This window comes from Janibacter sp. A1S7, assembly GCF_037198315.1.
Taxonomy (GTDB): Bacteria; Actinomycetota; Actinomycetes; order Actinomycetales; family Dermatophilaceae; genus Janibacter; species Janibacter alittae.
Map to the genome: position 1 here is coordinate 1207805 of NZ_CP144913.1, position 20402 is coordinate 1228206.

Below are 20402 nucleotides of genomic sequence, written 5' to 3' on the forward strand. Positions count from 1 at the left end.
GTGAGCAGCAACGCAGCGGCCGGACGTGGTCGACCTGCGACGCGCCGCGGTCGCCGCACCGGCAGCCCGCTGGAGCAGTGGTTGGCCCGCTTCGAGTCGCCGATGACGACCTACTACCTGCTGCTCGGCATCGTCGGGCTGCTCGTGGGCATCGGGCTGGTGATGGTGCTCTCCGCCTCGATGATCGTCTCGCTGAAGGAGAGCGACTCCTCCTTCACGATCTTCCTCAAGCAGTTCGTCTTCGCAGTCATCGGCGCCATCGTGCTGTGGTGGGCTGCGCGACGCAGTGTGGCGTTCTGGAAGTGGCTGGCGCTGCCGGCCCTGCTGGTCTCACTCGTGCTGCTCGCGTTGGTCTTCTCGCCACTGGGCTTCGGCTTCCAGGGAAACCGCAACTGGATCGGTGTCGGTCCGGTCACCCTCCAGCCGAGCGAGATCGCCAAGCTCGCCCTGGTGCTCTCCGGGGCGCTGGTCCTGGAGCGCAAGCGCGAGCTGCTCGGCTCGATCAAGCACGCGCTGGTCCCCTTCGTCGTCCCGATCGCGATCCTGCTGCTCACGCTCGTGATGCTGGGGCACGACCTCGGGACCGCGACGGTCATCGCGATGATCGTCGTGGGCATGCTCTTCGCCGCCGGTGTGCACCTGCGGTGGTTCGTGGTCGGTGCCGGAATCTTCGCCGCTGCCGGTGTCCTCGCGGCCGGGCTGGGCAACAGCCGCATGCAGCGCATCCAGATCTGGCTCGACCCGCAGGCCTGCGCACCGGGCAGCGACCTCTACTACGACATCTGTCGCCAGCCGATGCACGGGCGCTTCGCCCTGGCCGATGGTGGCTGGCTCGGTGTCGGGCTGGGGGCCAGCCGCGAGAAGTGGGGCTGGTTGTCGGAGCCGTACAACGACTTCATCTTCGCGATCATCGGCGAGGAGCTGGGGCTGCTCGGCAGTCTGGCCGTTCTCGGGCTGTTCGCCGCCTTCGCCCTGACCGGGATGCGTCTGGTCTCGCGCACCGATGACCTCTTCGTGCGGATCGTCACCGCCGGGATCTGCACCTGGGTGCTCGTCCAGGCGACGATCAACATCGGTGCCGTCATCGGCATGCTCCCCGTCATCGGTGTCCCGTTGCCCTTCGTCTCCTCCGGCGGGTCATCGTTGGTGACCACGATGCTCGCCGTCGGCGTGCTCCTCAGCTTCGCGCGCAACGAGCCCGGCTGCTCTGAGATGATCGCTGCCAAGCCATCCGGGCTGCGTGCCCTGCGCGCCCGGCTCCCGATCAGGAGGACCTCCACCCGATGACTGGCTCGCGCCCCACACGCATCCTTCTGGCGGGGGGTGGCACCGCGGGTCACGTCTCGCCGCTGTTCGCCCTCGCCGACTGCCTGCGGCGTCGTGACCCCGCTGTCGACCTCGTCGCCCTGGGGACGGTCGAGGGGCTGGAGGCGCGCCTCGTCCCCGAGCGCGGCTATCAGTTCCGCACGGTCCCCAAGGTTCCGCTGCCCCGGCGGCCGACGGGGGACCTCGTCCGGCTGCCCGTCAACCTGCGCAGGGCAGTGGCCGCCGCCCAGCAGGCCATCGAGGAGATGGACGCCCAGGTCGTCGTCGGCTTCGGCGGGTACGTTTCCACGCCGGCCTACCTCGCCGCCCGTCGGCTCGGGGTGCCGATCGTCATCCACGAGCAGAACGCCCGCGCCGGTATCGCCAACAAGCTCGGCGCGCGATTCACCGACCACGTCGCGATGACCTTCCCCGGGACCAAGCTGCCCGGTGGCCGGGTCATCGGCATGCCGCTGCGCCCCGAGATCATCGCGCTCGACCGGTCCGCGTCCCGCGCCGGGGCACGGGCGCACTTCGGCCTGCGCGAGGACCTGCCGGTGGTGCTGGTCACCGGCGGTTCGCTCGGGGCCAAGCGGCTCAACGACGCCTTCGCGGCGAGCGTGCCGACGCTGCGCGACGCCGGCGTGCAGGTGCTGCACGCCACCGGTGCCGGCAAGGACTTCGACGCGGTCGGCGGGGACGCGTCGGTTCCCTACGTCGTCCTGCCGTACGTCGACCGGATGGACCTGGCCTACGCGGCCGCGGACACCGTCGTCTGCCGGGCCGGCGCCAACACCGTCTGCGAGCTCACGGCTGTGGGCCTGCCGGGCGTCTACGTCCCGCTGCCCATCGGCAACGGTGAGCAGCGGCTCAACGCGGCCGGTGTCGTCGAGGCCGGGGGTGGGGTACTCGTCGAGGACGCGGATGTCGACCCGGGCTGGATCGCCACCGGGATCGTCCCGATGCTGCGCGACGCGCAGCGGTTGGACGCGATGTCCGCGGCAGCGGCGTCGGTCGGTCACCGAAACGCCGACGAGACCCTGGCCGACCTCGTCACGACCGCGTGGATGGAGAACGGCAGCCGTGGCTGAGGCGCTGCCGCCCGTGCCGCGCAACCCGCGCTTCGACTACCTGTCTCCCCGGCTGGGTCTGACCGATCTCGGCGCCGTGCACGTGCTCGCCGCGGGCGGGGCCGGGATGTCCGCGATCGTGCGGCTGCTCCTCGACGCCGGGATGGAGGTGAGCGGCAGCGACGCGAAGGACTCCCCGCTGCTCGAGCGACTCCGCCGGCTCGGGGCCCGTATCCACGTGGGGCACGATCCGGCCCACCTCGAGGGTGCCGACACGGTCGTCGTCTCCTCCGCGATCCGTGAGTCCAACCCCGAGCTCGCCGCAGCCCGAGAGCGCGGTCTGCGCGTGGTCCACCGCAGCCAGGCCCTCGCCGCCGCGATGGGCGATCGGGAGCGAGTGGCCGTCGCCGGAGCCAACGGCAAGACGACGACGTCCTCGATGCTCACCGTCGCCCTGCTCGAGGCGGGCCAGGACCCCTCCTTCGCCCTCGGTGGGGAGCTGTCCACACAGGGCGTCAACGCGGCCCTCGGCCGGGGTACCGCCTTCATCGCGGAGGCGGACGAGTCGGACGGCTCCTTCATCGCCTACCGCCCGCACGTGGCCGTCGTGACCAACGTCCAGCCCGACCACCTCGACTTCTACGGCGACTTCGCCACCGTCGAGGCCGCCTACCTCGAGTTCACCGCGACGATCGAGCCCGACGGCCTGCTCATCGCCTGTGCCGACGACGAGGGATCGACCCGGTTGGCCGACCGGGCGGCCGGGGCGGGCCGGCGCGTGCTCACCTACGGCTTCGCCGAGGGCGCTGATCTGCGCCTGTCCGGCGCGACGCTCGAGGGGACGAACGCGCGCGCCACGCTGTCCGCGGCCGGGACCGACCGAGAGCTGGCGATCGCGGTCCCGGGACGACACAACCTGCTGAACGCGACGGCTGCCTACGCGGCCGCGGTCGAGGGGCTGGGTCTGGACGCCGAGGCCGTCCTGGCCGGTCTCGCGGCCTACGGCGGGTCCCGACGGCGTTTCGAGACGAAGGGGGTCGCCGGGGGCGTCACCGTGGTCGATGACTACGCGCACAATCCCGGCAAGGTCGAGGCCGTCGTGCGCACCGCCCGGGAGATCGCGGGGGAGGCCCGCCTCGTCGTCGTCTTCCAGCCGCACCTGTACTCCCGCACCCGCGACTTCGCCGACCTCTTCGCCCAGGGGCTGGCCCCGGCCGACGAGGTGCTGCTTCTCGGCATCTTCGGTGCCCGCGAGGAGCCCCTGGAGGGGGTGAGCTCGCACCTGGTCGCCGACCCGCTCGCTGCGTCCGGGACGGCGGTCTCGGTCGTCACCGAGGAGGAGGCACTCGAGCGGATCGTCGCGACGACCGCGCCGGGCGACCTCGTGCTCACGGTCGGCGCGGGCGACGTCACCGCTCTCGGCCCGCGGATCCTGCACGCCCTCGGCCGGTGAGGCGGGGTCGATGGCACCAGTCGGGAACACAGGGGCCTAGGCAGTTGCGAGAACAGGGCGGATCGATGCGACAGCGCAGCGGACACAGCGGGACGAGGGAGGCGACAGAACGTCGCTTCGTCGAACGGGCTGCCCGGGCCCGTGGGCAGCGGCTGCGCCGATGGCTGCTCACGCTGGTCGTCGTCGCCGTCCTGGTCGGGCTCGGCTGGCTCCTGGGTTTCTCCTCCGTGCTCGACGTGCGCACGGTCGAGGTCACCGGGGCGCAGAAGGCAGACGAGGCGGTGATCGAGCAGGTCGCGCAGCAGGAGCGCGGGACTCCGCTCGCCCGGGTCGACGCCGGCGAGGTGTCGACCCGGATCATCGACACGGTGCCCGGTGTGAAGTCGGTGGACATCGATCGCGACTGGCCACACACCCTCAATGTGAAGGTGACGTCGAGGGTTCCGGCGCTGGCGGTCCGTGAGGACGAGGGCTTCCGGCTGCTCGACATGCAGGGGGTGTCCATCCGCACGGTCGCGTCCGCGCCGAAGGGGGTTCCGACGGTCACGGCAGAGGACGGCGCGGACGTCTCGGGCCACGGCGTGCAGGCGGCCCGGGGGATGCTCCGGGCGTTGCCGGAGGACATGCGCGAACGGGTGCGTGACGTCACGGTCGACGGGGCGGACCAGGTCACCTTCCGACTCGGCGGCACGACCATCATCTGGGGCGACGCCGAAAGTCCGGACGTCAAGGTGAGGGTCATCCCCATCCTGCTGGAGAAGAAGCCCGAGATCATCGACGTCTCGGCCCCCGGGTCACCCGTCACGACGGGTTAGGCTGGGCGACACGCGGGTCATGCGTTTGCTCCCCGGTCCCGGGCCGCATAACGTCACCCGCACACCGAGCGTGACCAAACTGTAACCCTGAAGTTCACCTTGAGCTTCCGGGGTGACGGCACCACCGAGCAGCAAGCAACAGGAGTCCCCGTGGCATCAGCCCAGAATTATCTGGCCGTTATCAAGGTCGTCGGCATCGGCGGCGGTGGCGTCAACGCCATCAACCGGATGATCGAGGTCGGACTCAAGGGCGTCGAGTTCATCGCGATCAACACCGATGCCCAGGCGCTCCTGATGTCCGACGCCGACGTGAAGCTCGACGTCGGTCGGGACCTGACCCGTGGCCTCGGTGCCGGCGCGGACCCCGAGGTCGGCAAGAAGGCCGCGGAGGACCACGCCGAGGAGATCGAGGAGGTCATCAAGGGGGCCGACATGGTCTTCGTGACCGCTGGCGAGGGAGGCGGCACGGGCACGGGCGGTGCGCCCGTCGTCGCCAAGATCGCCAAGAGTCTCGGTGCCCTCACCGTCGGTGTCGTCACCCGCCCCTTCACGTTCGAGGGACGCCGCCGCGCCAACCAGGCCGAGTCCGGGATCGGTGCCCTGCGCGACGAGGTCGACACCCTCATCGTCATCCCCAACGACCGCCTGCTCTCGATCAGTGACCGCGCCGTGAGCATGCTCGACGCCTTCCGCTCGGCCGACCAGGTGCTCCTCTCCGGTGTCCAGGGCATCACCGACCTGATCACCACCCCGGGTCTGATCAACCTCGACTTCGCGGACGTCAAGTCGGTCATGCAAGGGGCCGGGTCCGCGCTCATGGGCATCGGCTCCGCACGAGGCGAGGACCGGTCCGTGCAGGCCGCCGAGCTCGCGATCTCCTCGCCGCTGCTCGAGGCGAGCATCGACGGTGCCCACGGTGTCCTCCTGTCGGTCCAGGGTGGGAGCGACCTCGGCCTCTTCGAGATCAACGAGGCCGCCCGCCTGGTGCAGGAGGCCGCGCACCCCGAGGCGAACGTCATCTTCGGCACGGTCATCGACGACGCCCTCGGCGACGAGGTTCGCGTGACCGTCATCGCCGCGGGCTTCGACGGTGGCGCCCCGACGCCGCGCCAGGACGACCGCGCCCTGGGTCAGGTCCAGTCCGGTGGACGCAACCAGTCGCCCGCCCAGCCGCAGTCGGCCGCCCAGCCGCAGCAGGGTGGCCAGCCGCAGCAGCAGCCACCGGCGCAGGCGCAGCCGCAGCAGGGACAGCCTGCCCAGCAGGGTGGCCAGCCGCAGGGCCAGCCCGCCCAGCCGACCCAGCCGACCCAGCAGCCACCCGCCCAGGGGCAGCCGCAGCAGGGACAGCCCGCCCAGCAGGGTGGCCAGCCGCAGGGCCAGCCCGCCCAGCCGACACAGCAGCCTCCGGCGGCGCCGCCGCGCCAGGTGACCTTCGACGACGGCGACGACCTGGACGTGCCGGACTTCCTGAAGTGATCCCCGGGCCGGTGGGCCGGGAGCGCTGCTGACGTGTTCGCCTGGCGATCGAGCGCACCGGGAGCGGTGCTTGCCTTCACCGACCGGCGGGGTGGGGCGAGCAGCGCCCCCTTCGCCGGCCTCAACCTGGGCGCCCACGTGGGTGACGCACCCGAGGACGTGGCGACCAACCGCGCGCGACTGGAGGCGCAGATCGGCATGCCGACGGTCTGGGCCGACCAGGTGCACGGTACCGATGTCATCCACGTCACCGGTGAGGTGTTGCAGGGGCCGCGCACGTCGACCGGCGCCGTCGGGACCGCCGATGCTCTCGTGACCGACCTGCCGGGGATCGCCCTGGGCGTCCTCGTCGCGGACTGCACCCCGGTGCTGCTCCTCGACGAGCGGGCCGGTCTCGTCGGAGTCGCCCACGCCGGACGTCATGGCATGACGAAGGGGGTCGTCCCCGCCGTCGTCGCCGCGTTGCGCGACCTCGGGTCCCGCGACCTTCAGGCCACGGTCGGTCCGTCCGTGTGCGGCCGCTGCTACGAGGTCCCCGCCGCCCTGCGCGACGAGGCCGCGGCCGTCACGCCGGTGTCCGCCACCCTCGCCTGGCAGGGCACCCCGGCGATCGACGTCGCCGCCGGCGTCGTCGACCAGCTGGCGGGGATGGGTATCCCCCTGACGTGGGTCCCCGGCTGCGCTCGTGAGATCGAGTCCCTCTTCTCCCACCGTCGCGACGGCACGACCGGACGCTTCGCCGGGATCGTCGGCAGGCCGGCATGAGGGCCCGTCGGGACGAGCTCGCCGAGGGGCTGGCCGCCGTCGAGGAGCGCATCGAGCGCGCCTGCCGGGATGCCGGTCGGTCGCGTGCGGAGGTGCACCTGATCGTGGTGACGAAGTTCTTCCCGCGCAGCGACCTCGACCTGCTCGCCGATCTCGGGGTCACCGACATCGGTGAGAACCGTGAGCAGGAGGCGAGCGAGAAGCTCGCCGACGGGGGGACGCCACCCGGGATGCGCGCCCACTTCATCGGTCAGCTGCAGTCCAAGAAGGCCGGCGCCGTCAGTCGATGGGCCGATGTCGTCCACTCCGTCGACCGTCCCAAGATCATCGGGGCACTCGAGCGGGGTGCCCACACCGCCGGTCGCGAGCTGACCACCCTCATCCAGGTCGACCTCGACCCCGACCCAGCGGAGCACCGCGGGGGAGCGCAGCCGGTCGACGTGCCCGCCCTTGCCGACCAGATCGCGGCCAGCGCCTCCCTTCGCCTCGGTGGGCTCATGGCCGTCGCGCCTCTCGGAGGGGACCCGGACGAGGCCTTTGCCCGCCTAGCCGTGGTCGCGCAGCGCCTGCGGGCGGACCATCCGCAGGCCGACTGGGTCTCCGCGGGCATGAGCGGTGACCTCGAGGCGGCGGTGCGCCACGGTGCGACACACCTGCGTGTCGGGACGGCAATCCTCGGAGTTCGTCCGTCCCAGCGGTAACTTCGGTACCGACGACGAGGACTACGAAGTTGTGAGGATGCGGACATGACGGCACTGCGGAACGCGATGGTCTACCTCGGCCTCGCCGAGGACGACAAGCGTTACGACGAGTACGAGGAGTACGAGGAGTACGACGTGCCCGGTCACGACATGGCCCCGGGGGAGCCTGCCGCGGAGGTCACCCCGATCCGTCGGGTCCAGGCCGCGCCCGCCGTCCGCGAGGTGGAGGTCACCCAGATGAACCGCATCACCACGATCCACCCGAGCACGTACAACGATGCCCGGGCCATCGGGGAGAGCTTCCGCAGCAACACCCCGGTGATCATGAACCTCACGGACATGGACGACTCCGACGCCAAGCGTCTCGTCGACTTCGCCGCCGGTCTCGTCTTCGGTCTGCACGGCTCGATCGAGCGCGTGACCAACAAGGTCTTCCTGCTCTCCCCGGAGCACATCGAGGTCGACGCCGAGGGCGGGGAGACCCCGCAGACCCGAGGGTTGTTCAACCAGTCCTGACCTGCCCGGTCACGCCCTCGGTGCGGCACATAGGCTTACGCCATGTTGATCGTCCGAGAAGTGCTCGACCTCCTGCTCGGCATCTACCTGTACATCCTCATCGGACGGCTCATCTTCGAGTGGATCCAGGTCTTCGCGCGTCAGTGGCGTCCCCAGGGAGTGATCCTCGTCATCGCCGAGGCGATCTACACAGCAACCGATCCGCCGCTGAAGGCCATCCGCAGGGTGGTTCCCCCGTTGCGACTGGGCGGCGTGGCCATCGACCTCGCATTCCTCATCCTCATCATCCTGGTCTCGATCCTGCGCGCGATCGTCTAGGCTGAGGGGTGATGCCCGTGCGTGCCGCGCGCCGTACGAGCCCCGCAACTGCCCGATCGCATACGGAGGAAGTATGGCGCTCACGCCCGAGGACGTCCTCAACAAGACCTTTACCCAGACCCAGTTCCGTCGCGGATACGACGAGCGCGAGGTCGACGACTTCCTCGACGAGGTCGTCGCCGAGATGAGGCGCATGGTCAAGGACTCGGAGGACCTGCGCTCCCGAGCCGGCGATGGTGGGGCCGCTCCGGCCGCAGCCGCGACCGCTGGCGCCGACACGCCCGACGAGGCCGCGACCCGCGACCTGCGCAGCCGTCTCGAGAAGGAGACCGCCGCTCGCGCCGACGCCGAGAAGCGCGCCGGTGAGCTGGAGCGCCGGGTGGCCGAGCTCGAGTCGAGCACCACCCCGCGTGAGGGGAAGCCGAGTGGCGACTCCGCGAAGGTCTCCTCCGCCCAGGCCAGCGCCGACGAGCGCATCGCCACGGTCAACGCCCGCGCCGACGAGGCCGAGAAGAGCGCGCAGGAGCGCATCGCGGCCGCCAACGCCGCTGCCGAGAAGGCCGAGGCCGATGCCAAGGCCGCTGCGGACACCACGGCTGCCCAGCCGGCCGCGGACTCCGCCGATGCCGGCGCCGGCCAGATGGCCGCTGCCGCCGGCGGTGGCGCCGGGGCCTCCGGCCTGATCGCCCTGGCCCAGAAGCTGCACGACGAGCACGTCGCCGAGGGCCAGACCCAGCGCGACAAGATGGTCGCCGAGGCCGAGCGCCAGCACCAGGAGCTCGTCACCAAGGGGCAGCTCAAGCACGACGAGCTCTCGACCTCGGGCCAGAGCAAGCACGACGAGTTCGTCAAGTCCGGTCAGGCCAAGCGTGACCAACTCGTCGGCGAGGGCACCAGCCAGCGTGACAAGCTCGTCTCGGATGCCCAGGCCAAGTCCGCCTCGCTCGTCAGCGAGGCCGAGGCGAAGCGCAAGAAGATCCTCGACGACCTGAACGCGCAGAAGACCAGCCTGGAGACCCGCATCTCCGAGCTGACCACCTACGAGCGCGACTACCGCAGCAAGCTCAAGGACTTCATCTCCGGTCAGCTCAAGGACCTCGAGACCGCACCCTCGCTCGCCCCCCAGGAGAGCGCAAAGCACTGATCAGGCCCTGATCGGGTGCGTCCCGATCGTCCGACGAGAGCGGCGGTGTCCTTGCGGGCACCGCCGCTCTCGTGTCGTCCGGGACGGGTGGTGCACTGCAGGGGAAACGCCGCAGCGTGATCCTGCTCTCCTCGCCCAAAACGTCGTACTCTGCGGGCACACCAGGTCCGGGCACGGCACGGACCTCCGGAAATCGAGGACGATCATGGCGGCGAAGAAGTCGACGGCCCGTACTGCGGCCCCCAAGAAGTCCGCGCCTGCACAGGGCGCGACCGGCACCACGGCGAACAGGACGACGAAGACGGCGAAGAAGTCCACCACGAAGTCCGCCTCGACCACGGCGAAGACGCCTGCCAAGAAGACCGCGGCAAGCAAGACGGCGGCGAGCAAGACGGCGGCGAAGCCGGCGAAGGCCAAGGCGCCGGGGAAGAAGGCGCCGGCCGGCGGGGTGGCCCGGGCCGAGCACCTCGTCGTCCGTGAGGACGAGTCGCCGTGGAGCCCGGAGGAGCTGAAGGAGGTCCGCGTGGAGCTCGAGGGCGAGATCGCCCGACTGCGTGCGGATCTCCGGTCCTCGGAGAACGAGTTGACCGTCTTCCTCAGGGAGCCGATCGACGGTGCCGGCGACGACCCCGCCGACGCCGGAGCGAAGTCCTTCGAGCGCGAGCACGAGTTGAGTCTGCTGGCGGGGGCCCGGACCGGGCTGGAGCAGAACCTCCATGCGCTCGAGCGGCTGGAGGACGGGACCTACGGGATCTGCGAGTCCTGCGGTACCCCGATCGGCAAGCTTCGACTCCAGGCCTATCCGCGTGCGACCCTGTGCATGACATGCAAGAGCACACAGGAGCGTCGCTGAGCGCCACACAGCCACCCCGGGACGGTGACACCGGCCCGGCGGGGTCCCGCACGCGGGTCCTGGCGTGGTACGTCATCGCCGCAGCCCTCGTCCTGGTCATCGACCAGGTGAGCAAGGTGTGGGCACTCACCGCACTCGAGGGGGAGCCGGGCGTCAGCCTGGTCGGTGACCTGCTCGGCCTGCGGCTGATCCGCAACTCGGGCGCCGCGTTCTCCATCGGCGACTCGATGACCTGGGTGATGACCCTCGTCGCGATGGCCGTGACGGTGGCGATCCTCGCCGTCGCCCCGCGGATCGGCTCCGCACGATGGAGCCTGGCCCTGGGACTGGTGCTCGGCGGATCGCTGGGCAACCTGGTCGACCGCTTCTTCCGCGATCCCGGCCCCCTGGAGGGACACGTCATCGACTTCATCGACTACGGCGGCCTCTTCGTCGGGAACGTCGCCGACATCGCCATCGTCGGTGGAGCACTCCTGCTGCTGTGGCTCGTCTTCACCAACATCGGCATCGACGGCTCGCACCCGCAGCACGCGTCGGGTCGGCGCCACGCCAAGGAGGACACCGATGAGTGACATCCGCAACGTCCTCGTCCCCGAAGGGCTCGAGGGGGAGCGCCTGGACGCCGCAGTGGCGCGTCTCTTCGGTCTCTCGCGCACCCGGGCCGCCGAGCTCGCCGCCGAGGGCAAGGTCGAGGTCGATGGCGCCGGCGTCGCGAAGTCCACGCGGGTGACCACCGGCGCCCGGATCGAGATCAGGCTGCCGCCGGCACCGACCGACCCCGGCCTCGAGGTCGTCGCCGAGCCGGTCCCGGGGATGCGGATCGTCCACGACGACGACGACATCGTCGTCGTCGACAAGCCCGTGGGTGTCGCCGCGCACCCGAGTGTCGGCTGGACCGGACCGACCGTGCTCGGCGGGCTCAAGGCCGCCGGCTACCGGATCACCACCAGCGGCGCCAGCGAGCGGCAGGGGATCGTCTCCCGGCTGGACGTCGGCACGAGCGGCCTGATGGTGGTGTGCAAGAGCGAGTACGGCTACTCGGTGCTCAAGCGTGCCTTCAAGCAGCGCACGGTCGACAAGACCTATCACGCGCTCGTCCAGGGCCTGCCCGACCCGCACGTCGGTACCATCGACGCGCCGATCGGCCGCCACCCCAGCGGCGACTACAGGTTCGCCGTCATGGACTCCGGCAAGCACGCGGTCACCCACTACGAGCTGATCGAGGCCTTCCGGCACGCGTCCCTGCTGGACGTGACGCTCGAGACCGGACGCACCCACCAGATCAGGGTGCACATGGCCGCCCTTCGTCATCCGTGCGTCGGTGACCCGACCTACGGCGCGGACCCGACCCTGGCGAAGAAGCTCGGCCTGGAGCGGCAGTGGCTGCACGCGATGGGCCTGGGCTTCACCCACCCGGGCTCGGGGGAGTACGTGTACTTCGAGAGCACCTACCCCGACGACCTGCAGCAGGCGTTGGACCGGCTCGGCGCGATGTCCTGACGCGCCTGCGTCAACGGCGCACGGAGAAGAGCTCGCCGGGGGTGCACCCGAGCACGTCGCACAGCGCCGTCAGCGTCGAGAAGCGGATGGCCCGGCCGCGGTTGTTCTTCAGCGCCGAGAGGTTGGCGTGGGTGATGCCGATCCGACGACTCAGCTCGGTGAGGGTCATGCCGCGGGCCTCGAGCAGCGCGTCGAGGTGGCACTCCACCCGGTGGTCCTCGGGGGGCATCAGATGAGCCCGTCCTGGTCCTCCTGGAGCTGGCTCCCGCGCCGCAGGACGAGCGCGAGGAAGGACAGCGTCATCATCCCGACGTAGAGGTACCACCACTCGGGGGTGACGGCGTGCGGCTCCCACCGCTCGGTGCCGACGGTGGCGTGGAGGGCGACGTTCGTCGCCAGGCCGCGCAGCAGCGGGGGCAGCAGGAGCAGGAGCAGCGCCGCCCAGCTGGCCCCCGTCGCCCATCGTGCGGTCGAGCGGGTGAAGATCTCCCCCCGGATCATCCGGACCACGCACACGGTGAGCATGACGAGGACGGCGGCTCCTGCGAGCCACTGGCCCAGCTCTGCGGCGCGCAGCGTCGTGAGTGCCCATGCGGGGACCTGCGCCGAGTCCACGCGGAGCGTGCTCGCGCCGAGGTCGCCGGCGCCGGTGACGCGCAGGGCCACCCGGCCCTCGCCCCAGTCATCGGTGAGGGTGGCGGCGACGTGGACCACGAGGGCCCCGCCGGCCAGGGCGTACGCGAAGACCGAGGCCGCGGCATCGCGACGGAGCTTCGTCGATGGAGTGGTCATGGCATCCCTCCTGCGCCTGTACATCGTTTCTCGATGCATCGAAAAACAATGTAGCAGACGGGCGAAGGGAGTGGGACCCCGTCGTCGGGTACGCAAACGGCCCCCTTCGCCCGAGTGGGCCAAGGGGGCCGTTGGAGCGCGGTCAGTTGACCTTGCGCTCCCGACCCTCCCAGTAGGGGGCCCGCAGCTTGAACTTCTGCAGCTTGCCGGTCGCCGTGCGGGCGAGCTCGTCGCGGAACTCGACGGACGTCGGGGACTTGTAGCCGGCGACGCGCGACTTGCACCAGGCGATGATGTCGGCCTCGGTGGCCGTGGACCCTTCCGTGACGACGACGAGGGCCTTGATCGTCTCGCCCCACTTGTCGTCCGGGACGCCGATGACGGCGGCCTCGACGACGTCCGGGTGGGAGAACAGGACGTCCTCGACCTCGACGGAGGCGACGTTCTCGCCACCGGTGATGATGACGTCCTTCTTGCGGTCGCTGATCGTGACGTAGCCGTCGTCCTCGATGTAGCCACCGTCACCGGTGTGGAACCAGCCGCCCTCGAAGGTGCGCTCGGTCTCCTCGGGGAGGTTCCAGTAGCCCTCCATGATGACGTTGCTCCTGGCCAGGACCTCGCCGGACTCCGACACCGACATCTCGACACCGAGGGCAGGCATGCCGGCCCGCACGAGCTTGCCGGCCCGGTCCTCGGGCGACAGGTCGTCCCACTCGGCGCGCGTGGTGTTGACCGTCAGCAGGGGAGAGGTCTCGGTCAGACCGTAGATCTGCTGGAACTCCCAGCCGAGCTCGGTCTCGACGCGGGCGATCGTCTGCGTGGGCGGCGGGGCGCCGGCGACGATGATGCGCACGCGGTCTCGGCCGGGGATCTCGCCCTCCCACTCCGCGGCCGCCGCCAGGACGGCGTTGACCACGGCCGGCGCGGCGCACATGACGGTGACACCGTGGTCCCGCACCCGCCTGAGGATCTCCGCGCCGTCGATCTTGCGGATGACGACGTGCTGGGCGCCGACGCCCGTCATGGCGAAGGGCATGCCCCACCCGTTGGCGTGGAACATCGGCAGCGTGTGCAGGTAGACGTCCCGGTCGCCGATGCCGGCGTGCAGGCCGAAGGTGACGGCATTGACCCAGATGTTGCGGTGGGTGATCTGCACGCCCTTGGGGCGGGCCGTCGTGCCGGAGGTGTAGTTGATCGTCGCGATGGCGTTCTCGTCCGGCTCCCAGGGGCGCGGCTCGGCGGCGGCGATCTGCTCCTCGGTGCCGAAGAGGTGCTCGTCCTCGCCGAGGACGAAGGTGTGCTCGGCCTGCACCTCCTCGATGAGGGAGGTCAGCTCGGGGTCGATGTACAGCACGCGAGCCCCGGAGTGCTCGACGATGAACTTGACCTCCTCGGGGGCGAGGCGGAAGTTGATCGGCACGAGGACGCGCCCGGAGCCGGCGACACCGAAGAAGCTCGTCAGGAGGCGGGCGGAGTTGTGCGAGACGACCGCGATCCGGTCGCCGACCTCGATGCCCAGCGAGTCCAGGTGGGCCGCCTGGGCCCGGGCGAGCTGGCGCATCCGGGCGTAGGTCACGCCCGTCAGCGGCGCCGCCGGCTGGTCCGGCTCGTCGACGACGGCGGTGCGCTCGCCGTAGACGTTCGCAGCGCGGTCGAGGAAGTGGTTCACGGACATGGGGACGTGCATCCTCAGGGCCTCCTGTGGCTGGACGATGGTGTCACTCCTGACGGTAGACCCACCGGTGGGCGGAGAGAAGATCCGCACGGCACGAGGAGCGGTGAACGGCGCGTGGCCCGCGGTCGGCGGCCGATCGCGCCAGTCCTCGGGCAGGGTCCGGGTTGTCCGTGGCTCGGCCTAGACTCGTGGCGATGTCCGAGCTGCCGCGTTCCGAGAACTTCGTCCACCTGCACAACCACACCGAGTACTCCATGCTCGACGGGGCTGCCCGGATCACGGACATGTTCTCCACCGCCCAGGAGATGGGGATGCCGGCGATCGCGACGACCGACCACGGCTACCTCTTCGGGGCGCACGAGTTCTGGAAGACGGCGCAGTCCTACGACGTGAAGCCGATCATCGGGCTCGAGGCCTACGTCGCACCCGGCCACACCAGCCGCAAGGACAAGACCCGGGTGAAGTGGGGTGACGAGCGCACCCGCAAGGGCGATGACGTCTCCGGTGGCGGTGCCTACACGCACATGACGCTGCTGGCGCGCAACAACACCGGCATGCACAACCTGTTCCGGATGGACTCGATGGCCTCCCTGGACTCCGTCTACGCCAAGTGGCCGCGCCTGGACCGTGAGCTGCTGTCGCAGTACGGCGAGGGGCTCATCGCCACGACCGGCTGTCCGTCCGGCGAGATCCAGACGCGACTGCGCCTGGGGCAGTATGACAAGGCGATCGAGGCCGCCGGCGAGTTCCGGGACATCTTCGGCACGGAGCACTACTTCCTCGAGCTGATGGACCACGGCAACGAGATCGAGCGTCGGGTGCGCGAGGACCTGATGCGCCTGGCCAGGGACCTCCAGCTGCCGCTGCTGGCGACGAACGACCTGCACTACGTCAAGCAGGAGGACTACATCGCCCAGGATGCGCTGCTGTGCATCAACTCCGGCTCGACGCTGCTCGACCCGGACCGGTTCTCCTTCGAGGGGGACGGGTACTACCTGAAGTCACCGGCGCAGATGCGTCACCTGTGGCGCGAGCTGCCCGAGGCCTGCGACAACACGCTGCTGGTCGCCGACATGTGCGAGGTCTCGTTCACGGAGGGCGAAGGGCGGTACATGCCGCGATTCGACGTTCCCGCCGGGGAGGACGAGCACTCCTGGTTCGTCAAGGAGGTCCAGACCGGTCTGTCGCGGCGCTTCCCCGACGGCATCCCGGAGTACGCGCAGCAGCAGGCGGACTACGAGGTCGACGTCATCGCGGGCAAGGGGTACCCGGGGTACTTCCTCGTCGTCGCCGACTTCATCAACTGGGCCAAGCGCAACGGCATCAGGGTGGGGCCGGGCCGTGGCTCGGGTGCCGGCTCGATGTGTGCCTACTCGATGGGGATCACCGACCTCGACCCGGTTCCGCACGGCCTGATCTTCGAGCGCTTCCTCAACCCCGAGCGACAGTCGATGCCGGACTTCGACGTCGACTTCGACGAGCGTCGTCGCTCGGAGGTCATCCAGTACGTCACCGACAAGTACGGTGACGAGCGGGTGGCGATGATCGCCACCTACGGCACGATCAAGGCCAAGCAGGCCGTCAAGGACGCTGCCCGCGTCATGGGCCACCCCTTCTCCGTCGGCGAGCAGCTGACCAAGGCCATGCCGGCCGACGTCATGGGCAAGGGCGTCCCGCTGAACAAGATGTACGACCCCGAGCACGAGCGCTACAACGAGGGCCAGGAGTTCCGCGACCTCGTCGAGAGCGAGAAGCACCTCGGCGAGATCGTCGAGACGGCCAAGGGGCTGGAGGGGCTGAAGCGTCAGTGGGGCGTGCACGCCGCCGGTGTCATCATGTCCAGCGAACCGCTGATCGACGTGATCCCGATCATGCGACGCCTGCAGGACGGGCAGGTGCTCACCCAGTTCGACTACCCCACGTGCGAGACGCTCGGGCTGGTCAAGATGGACTTCCTCGGCCTGCGCAACCTGACGATCCTCGACGACGCCCTGGTCAACATCAGGACGAACCGTGACGAGGAGATCGACCTCGACGCGCTGAGCAAGGACATGACCGACACGGCGACCTACCGCCTGCTCGGTCGGGGTGACACCCTCGGTGTCTTCCAGCTCGACGGCGGCGGCATGCGCACGCTGCTGCGGCTGATGCAGCCGGACAACTTCGAGGACATCTCCGCCGCGCTCGCGCTCTACCGGCCCGGACCGATGGGCGTGAACGCCCACACGAACTTCGCCCTGCGCAAGAACGGTCGCCAGGAGGTCGTCCCGCTCGACCCCCAGCTGAAGGGCAAGCTCCAGCCGCAGATGGTCGAGGCACTGGAGCCGATCCTGGGTACGACCCACGGCCTGTGCATCTACCAGGAGCAGGTGATGGAGATCGCGCAGAAGCTCGCGGGGTACACCCTGGGCAATGCCGACCTGCTCCGGCGCGCGATGGGCAAGAAGAAGAAGGAGGTCCTCGACAAGGAGTACGTGCCCTTCTCCGAGGGGATGAAGGCCAACGGCTACAACGAGGACTCGGTCGCCGCGCTGTGGGGCGTGCTCGTCCCCTTCTCCGACTACGCCTTCAACAAGGCGCACACCGCGGCCTACGGCCTCGTCTCGTACTGGACCGCCTACCTCAAGGCCAACTACCCGGCCGAGTACATGGCGGCGTTGCTCACCTCCGTCGGCGACGACAAGGACAAGTCGGCGCTGTACCTCAACGAGTGCCGCCGCATGGGCATCAACGTGCTTCCCCCGTCGGTCAACGAGTCCCAGGGGCCCTTTGCCGCCGTCGGCGAGGACATCCGATTCGGCCTGCTCGCGATCCGCAACGTCGGTCGCAACGTCGTCGACGCGATCATCGCCACCCGCGAGGAGAAGGGGGCGTTCACCTCCTTCGAGGACTTCCTCGCCAAGTGCCCGGCGATCGTCTGCAACAAGCGCACCATCGAGTCGTTGATCATGGCCGGCGCCTTCGACGACCTCGACCATCCCCGCCAGGGCCTGGTCATGGTCCACGAGGAGTACGTCGAGGCCTTCGTCGGCGTCAAGCGTCAGGAGGCGGTCGGTCAGGACTCGCTGTGGGACATGTTCGGCGGCGACGAGGCCGACGACGCCCCCGGGGGCGGCATCGAGGGGATGGGCCTGCGCTCGATCCCCGACGTCGAGTGGGACAAGAAGGCCAAGCTCGCCAACGAGCGCGACATGCTCGGTCTCTACGTCTCCGACCACCCGCTCTTCGGCGTCGAGCACGTGCTGCAGCGTGCCGCGGACACCTCCATCGCCACGCTGACGCAGTCCGACAACGGCGTGAAGGAGAACAGCCACGTCACCATCGCCGGGCTCGTCACCGGGCTGAGCGTCAAGCGCACCAAGAAGGGCGACCTGTGGGCCATCGCGACCGTCGAGGACCTCGAGGGAGCGATCGAGTGCCTGTTCTTCCCCAAGACCTACCTGACGGTGCAGACGATGCTCACCCAGGACATCGTCGCCGTCGTGCGCGGCCGGGTGAACGTGCGTGACGACTCCGTCTCCCTCTACGCCGAGGACCTGAAGATCCCCGAGCTGACCGACGGGCCCCGTGGCCCGGTGGTGCTCACCCTCGACTACGCCCGCGCGACGACCGGACGGATCGAGGAGGTCAAGCAGGTGCTTGCGCAGCACCCGGGCAGCACCGACGTGCAGATCAAGCTCGTCCAGCCGGGACGCGCGGTGACGATGGCCGTCGACGCCAGCTACCGGGTCGAGCCGAGCGAGGCGTTGATCGGAGACCTGAAGGTGGTCCTCGGCGCCCGCGCGGTGACGGCATGAGCGACCCCACGACCGATGAAGGAGGCCGGGCCATGACGCCGGACGAGCAGAGGCACCCCACGCCGCCCACGCCGCCCGTGGCGCCCGTGCGCGAGCACGTGCGCAGTCACCACGGCGACGAGGTCGTCGACCCCTACGAGTGGTTGCGTGACGGCGAGGACCCGGACGTGCTGGCCCACCTCGAGGCGGAGAACGCCTACGCCGAGGCGTCGACGGAGCACCTGGCTCCCCTTCGCCGACGGCTCTTCGACGAGATCAAGGAGCGCACCCTCGAGACCGACCTGTCGGTGCCGGTCGCGTCGGGTCAGTGGTGGTACTACGCCCGCACGGTCGAGGGTCAGCAGTACGCGATCCACTGTCGCGCGCCGTTGACCGATGCGAGGGCCGTGCCCGAGCTGGATCCGAGTGAGCCGTTGCCCGGTGAGGTCGTCCTGCTCGACGGCAACGCGCTCGCGGACGGGCACGAGTTCTTCTCCCTCGGCGGTCTCGAGGTCAGCCACGACCACTCCCGCCTCGCCTACGCCGTCGACGTCACCGGTGACGAGCGTTTCGACGTGCGCGTGGTCGACATCGCCTCCGGAGACCTCCTCGACGAGGCCGTGACCGGTGCCGGGTACGGGTTGGCCTTCTCCCGCGAGGGGGACCACCTCTTCCACGTCGGCGTCGACGACGCGTGGCGTCCGCACGAGGTGTGGCGCCACGAGGTCGGCACCGCCCGCGAGGACGACGTGCTCGTCCACCGCGAGGAGGACGAGCGGTTCTGGATGGGGCTGGGCACCAGCCGCGACGACCGCTGGATCGTGCTCGCCCTCGGATCCAAGACGACCTCGGAGATGCACCTCATCGACGCCGCCGACCCGACGGCGCCGGCCCGGTGCGTCGCACCACGGCGGGAGGGCATCGAGTACGACGTCGAGCCGGCCGCCGACCACCTGCTCATCGTGCACAACGAGCGTCAGCCCGAGGGCGACCTCGCCTGGGCGCCGCTCGACGCGACGAGCCGGGACCAGTGGCAGCCGCTCCTGCAGCGGGCCGAGGACGAGCGCTTCATCGGCGTCGATGCCTTCGACGACTTCGCCGTGCTGTCCTTGCGGGCCGGTGGCCTGCCGGCGCTTCGGATCCTGCCCCGGGGGGTGAGGTCCGCCCCCTTCGCCGCCTCCGACTACGGCAGCCCCGTCGACGTCTCCTTCGACGACGAGCTGCACTCCGTGGCCCTCGGGCCGGTTGCCGAGATGGGCACCGACCGCATCCGGGTGATCCACGAGTCGTGGGTCAGCCCCCGCTCCGTCCTCGACGTCGTCGTGGCGACCGGCGAGCGGGTCGTCCTCAAGCGCCAGCGTGTCCTCGGCGGCATCGACCCGGCCGACTACGAGCAGCAGCGCACCTGGGCCACGGCGCCGGACGGGACGCAGGTGCCCGTCTCCCTCGTCATGCGTCGCGGCACTCGGGCCGACGGCACCAACCCCGGCCTGCTCTACGGGTACGGCAGCTACGAGATGAGTTTCGACCCGTACTTCTCCATCGCGCGTCTGTCGCTGCTCGACCGGGGCGTCGTCTACGCCGTGGCGCACGTGCGCGGCGGCGGCGAGCTCGGCCGGCACTGGTACGACGACGGCAAGATGCTGGCGAAGAAGAACACCTTCACCGACTTCGTCGCCGCCGCTGAGCACCTCCACGAGAGCGGCTGGGTGGCGCGTGACCGCCTGGCGGCCGAAGGGGGGTCCGCCGGCGGTCTCCTCGTCGGCGCCGCGACCAACGTGGCACCCGACCGCTTCGCGGCGGTTCTGGCGGCGGTGCCCTTCGTCGACACCCTGACCACGATCCTGCGCCCTGACCTGCCGCTGACGGTGCAGGAGTGGGAGGAGTGGGGCGACCCGCTGCACGACCCCGAGGTCTATGCCTACATGCGCAGCTACACGCCGTACGAGAACGTCGCGGCCGTGCCCTACCCGGCGATCCTCGCCACGACGTCGCTGCACGACACCCGCGTGTACTTCACCGAGCCGGCGAAGTGGACCGCCCGACTGCGGGCGGTGACCGATCACGACGCGGACCGGCCGATCCTGCTGCGCACCGAGATGAGCGCCGGGCACGGTGGCCGCTCCGGCCGGTACGACGCGTGGGAGCAGACCGCGTGGGAGTGGGCCTGGCTGCTCGACCGACTCGGGGCCGTCGACCCGGTGGACTGAGCGCGATCGGTCGAGTTCGCGTGGGCCCGTCCG

General features: G+C 70.1%; 18 protein-coding genes. 15 read left to right on the forward strand and 3 right to left on the reverse strand.

Annotation, left to right across the window (positions count from 1 at the left end; genetic code table 11):
* From ftsW to V1351_RS05870, 13 genes are all read left to right on the forward strand, one after another.
* On the forward strand, nucleotides 1-1287 hold the full coding sequence (ftsW, locus tag V1351_RS05810; protein WP_338751620.1) for a putative lipid II flippase FtsW: 1287 nt from the start codon (nucleotides 1-3) through the stop codon (nucleotides 1285-1287).
* Complete coding sequence (gene murG, locus V1351_RS05815) at nucleotides 1284-2396, forward strand: undecaprenyldiphospho-muramoylpentapeptide beta-N-acetylglucosaminyltransferase (protein ID WP_338751622.1); 1113 nt, start codon at nucleotides 1284-1286, stop codon at nucleotides 2394-2396. The genes ftsW and murG overlap by 4 nt, the downstream gene beginning before the upstream one ends.
* Nucleotides 2389-3828, forward strand: a complete 1440-nt coding sequence (gene murC, locus V1351_RS05820) for a UDP-N-acetylmuramate--L-alanine ligase (protein ID WP_338751624.1) — start codon at nucleotides 2389-2391, stop codon at nucleotides 3826-3828. Before murG ends, murC begins: the two co-directional genes overlap by 8 nt.
* Before the next feature lie 65 nt (nucleotides 3829-3893).
* Nucleotides 3894-4643, forward strand: coding sequence for a cell division protein FtsQ/DivIB (locus tag V1351_RS05825; RefSeq protein ID WP_338751626.1), 750 nt, complete (start codon nucleotides 3894-3896; stop codon nucleotides 4641-4643).
* 150 nt (nucleotides 4644-4793) lie between these two features.
* Nucleotides 4794-6119, forward strand: a complete 1326-nt coding sequence (ftsZ, locus tag V1351_RS05830; RefSeq protein WP_338751628.1) for a cell division protein FtsZ — start codon at nucleotides 4794-4796, stop codon at nucleotides 6117-6119.
* A 33-nt stretch (nucleotides 6120-6152) separates the two neighbouring features.
* A complete protein-coding gene (gene pgeF / locus V1351_RS05835) occupies nucleotides 6153-6884 on the forward strand; it encodes a peptidoglycan editing factor PgeF (RefSeq protein ID WP_338751630.1) in 732 nt (243 codons plus the stop codon).
* Nucleotides 6881-7585 carry a YggS family pyridoxal phosphate-dependent enzyme gene (locus tag V1351_RS05840; RefSeq protein ID WP_338751632.1) on the forward strand — a complete coding sequence of 235 codons (705 nt, stop codon included), beginning with the start codon at nucleotides 6881-6883 and terminating at the stop codon, nucleotides 7583-7585. Before pgeF ends, V1351_RS05840 begins: the two co-directional genes overlap by 4 nt.
* Nucleotides 7586-7630: 45 nt before the next feature.
* Nucleotides 7631-8101, forward strand: coding sequence for a cell division protein SepF (locus V1351_RS05845; RefSeq protein ID WP_338751634.1), 471 nt, complete (start codon nucleotides 7631-7633; stop codon nucleotides 8099-8101).
* Nucleotides 8102-8143: 42 nt separating this feature from the next.
* Nucleotides 8144-8419 carry a YggT family protein gene (locus V1351_RS05850; RefSeq protein ID WP_338751636.1) on the forward strand — a complete coding sequence of 92 codons (276 nt, stop codon included), beginning with the start codon at nucleotides 8144-8146 and terminating at the stop codon, nucleotides 8417-8419.
* A gap of 73 nt (nucleotides 8420-8492) precedes the next feature.
* Nucleotides 8493-9563: a DivIVA domain-containing protein gene (locus tag V1351_RS05855; RefSeq protein WP_338751638.1), complete on the forward strand. Its 1071-nt coding sequence runs from the start codon at nucleotides 8493-8495 to the stop codon at nucleotides 9561-9563.
* A gap of 205 nt (nucleotides 9564-9768) precedes the next feature.
* Entirely contained in the window at nucleotides 9769-10416 is a 648-nt protein-coding gene (locus tag V1351_RS05860) for a TraR/DksA family transcriptional regulator (protein ID WP_338751640.1), read from the forward strand.
* A complete protein-coding gene (gene lspA / locus V1351_RS05865; protein WP_338751642.1) occupies nucleotides 10389-10988 on the forward strand; it encodes a signal peptidase II in 600 nt (199 codons plus the stop codon). The genes V1351_RS05860 and lspA overlap by 28 nt, the downstream gene beginning before the upstream one ends.
* Nucleotides 10981-11916, forward strand: coding sequence for an RluA family pseudouridine synthase (locus V1351_RS05870; RefSeq protein WP_338751644.1), 936 nt, complete (start codon nucleotides 10981-10983; stop codon nucleotides 11914-11916). The genes lspA and V1351_RS05870 overlap by 8 nt, the downstream gene beginning before the upstream one ends.
* 10 nt (nucleotides 11917-11926) lie before the next feature.
* On the opposite strand, the gene V1351_RS05875 is transcribed toward V1351_RS05870, so the two are convergent.
* The 3 genes from V1351_RS05875 to V1351_RS05885 form a co-directional block, all read right to left on the reverse strand.
* Nucleotides 11927-12145: a helix-turn-helix domain-containing protein gene (locus tag V1351_RS05875; RefSeq protein WP_338751646.1), complete on the reverse strand. Its 219-nt coding sequence runs from the start codon at nucleotides 12143-12145 to the stop codon at nucleotides 11927-11929.
* Nucleotides 12145-12708 carry a hypothetical protein gene (locus V1351_RS05880; RefSeq protein WP_338751648.1) on the reverse strand — a complete coding sequence of 188 codons (564 nt, stop codon included), beginning with the start codon at nucleotides 12706-12708 and terminating at the stop codon, nucleotides 12145-12147. The genes V1351_RS05875 and V1351_RS05880 overlap by 1 nt, the downstream gene beginning before the upstream one ends.
* A 142-nt stretch (nucleotides 12709-12850) precedes the next feature.
* Nucleotides 12851-14383: an AMP-binding protein gene (locus V1351_RS05885; protein WP_338751650.1), complete on the reverse strand. Its 1533-nt coding sequence runs from the start codon at nucleotides 14381-14383 to the stop codon at nucleotides 12851-12853.
* Nucleotides 14384-14577: 194 nt separating this feature from the next.
* On the opposite strand from V1351_RS05885, the gene dnaE reads away from it, so the two are divergent.
* Together dnaE and V1351_RS05895 are read left to right on the forward strand one after the other, a co-directional pair.
* The gene (gene dnaE / locus V1351_RS05890; RefSeq protein WP_338751651.1) at nucleotides 14578-18180 is read left to right on the forward strand and encodes a DNA polymerase III subunit alpha; all 3603 of its coding nucleotides are present in this window, start codon (nucleotides 14578-14580) and stop codon (nucleotides 18178-18180) included.
* A gap of 32 nt (nucleotides 18181-18212) precedes the next feature.
* Nucleotides 18213-20369, forward strand: a complete 2157-nt coding sequence (locus V1351_RS05895) for a S9 family peptidase (RefSeq protein ID WP_422389022.1) — start codon at nucleotides 18213-18215, stop codon at nucleotides 20367-20369.
* Nucleotides 20370-20402 lie beyond the last annotated feature (33 nt).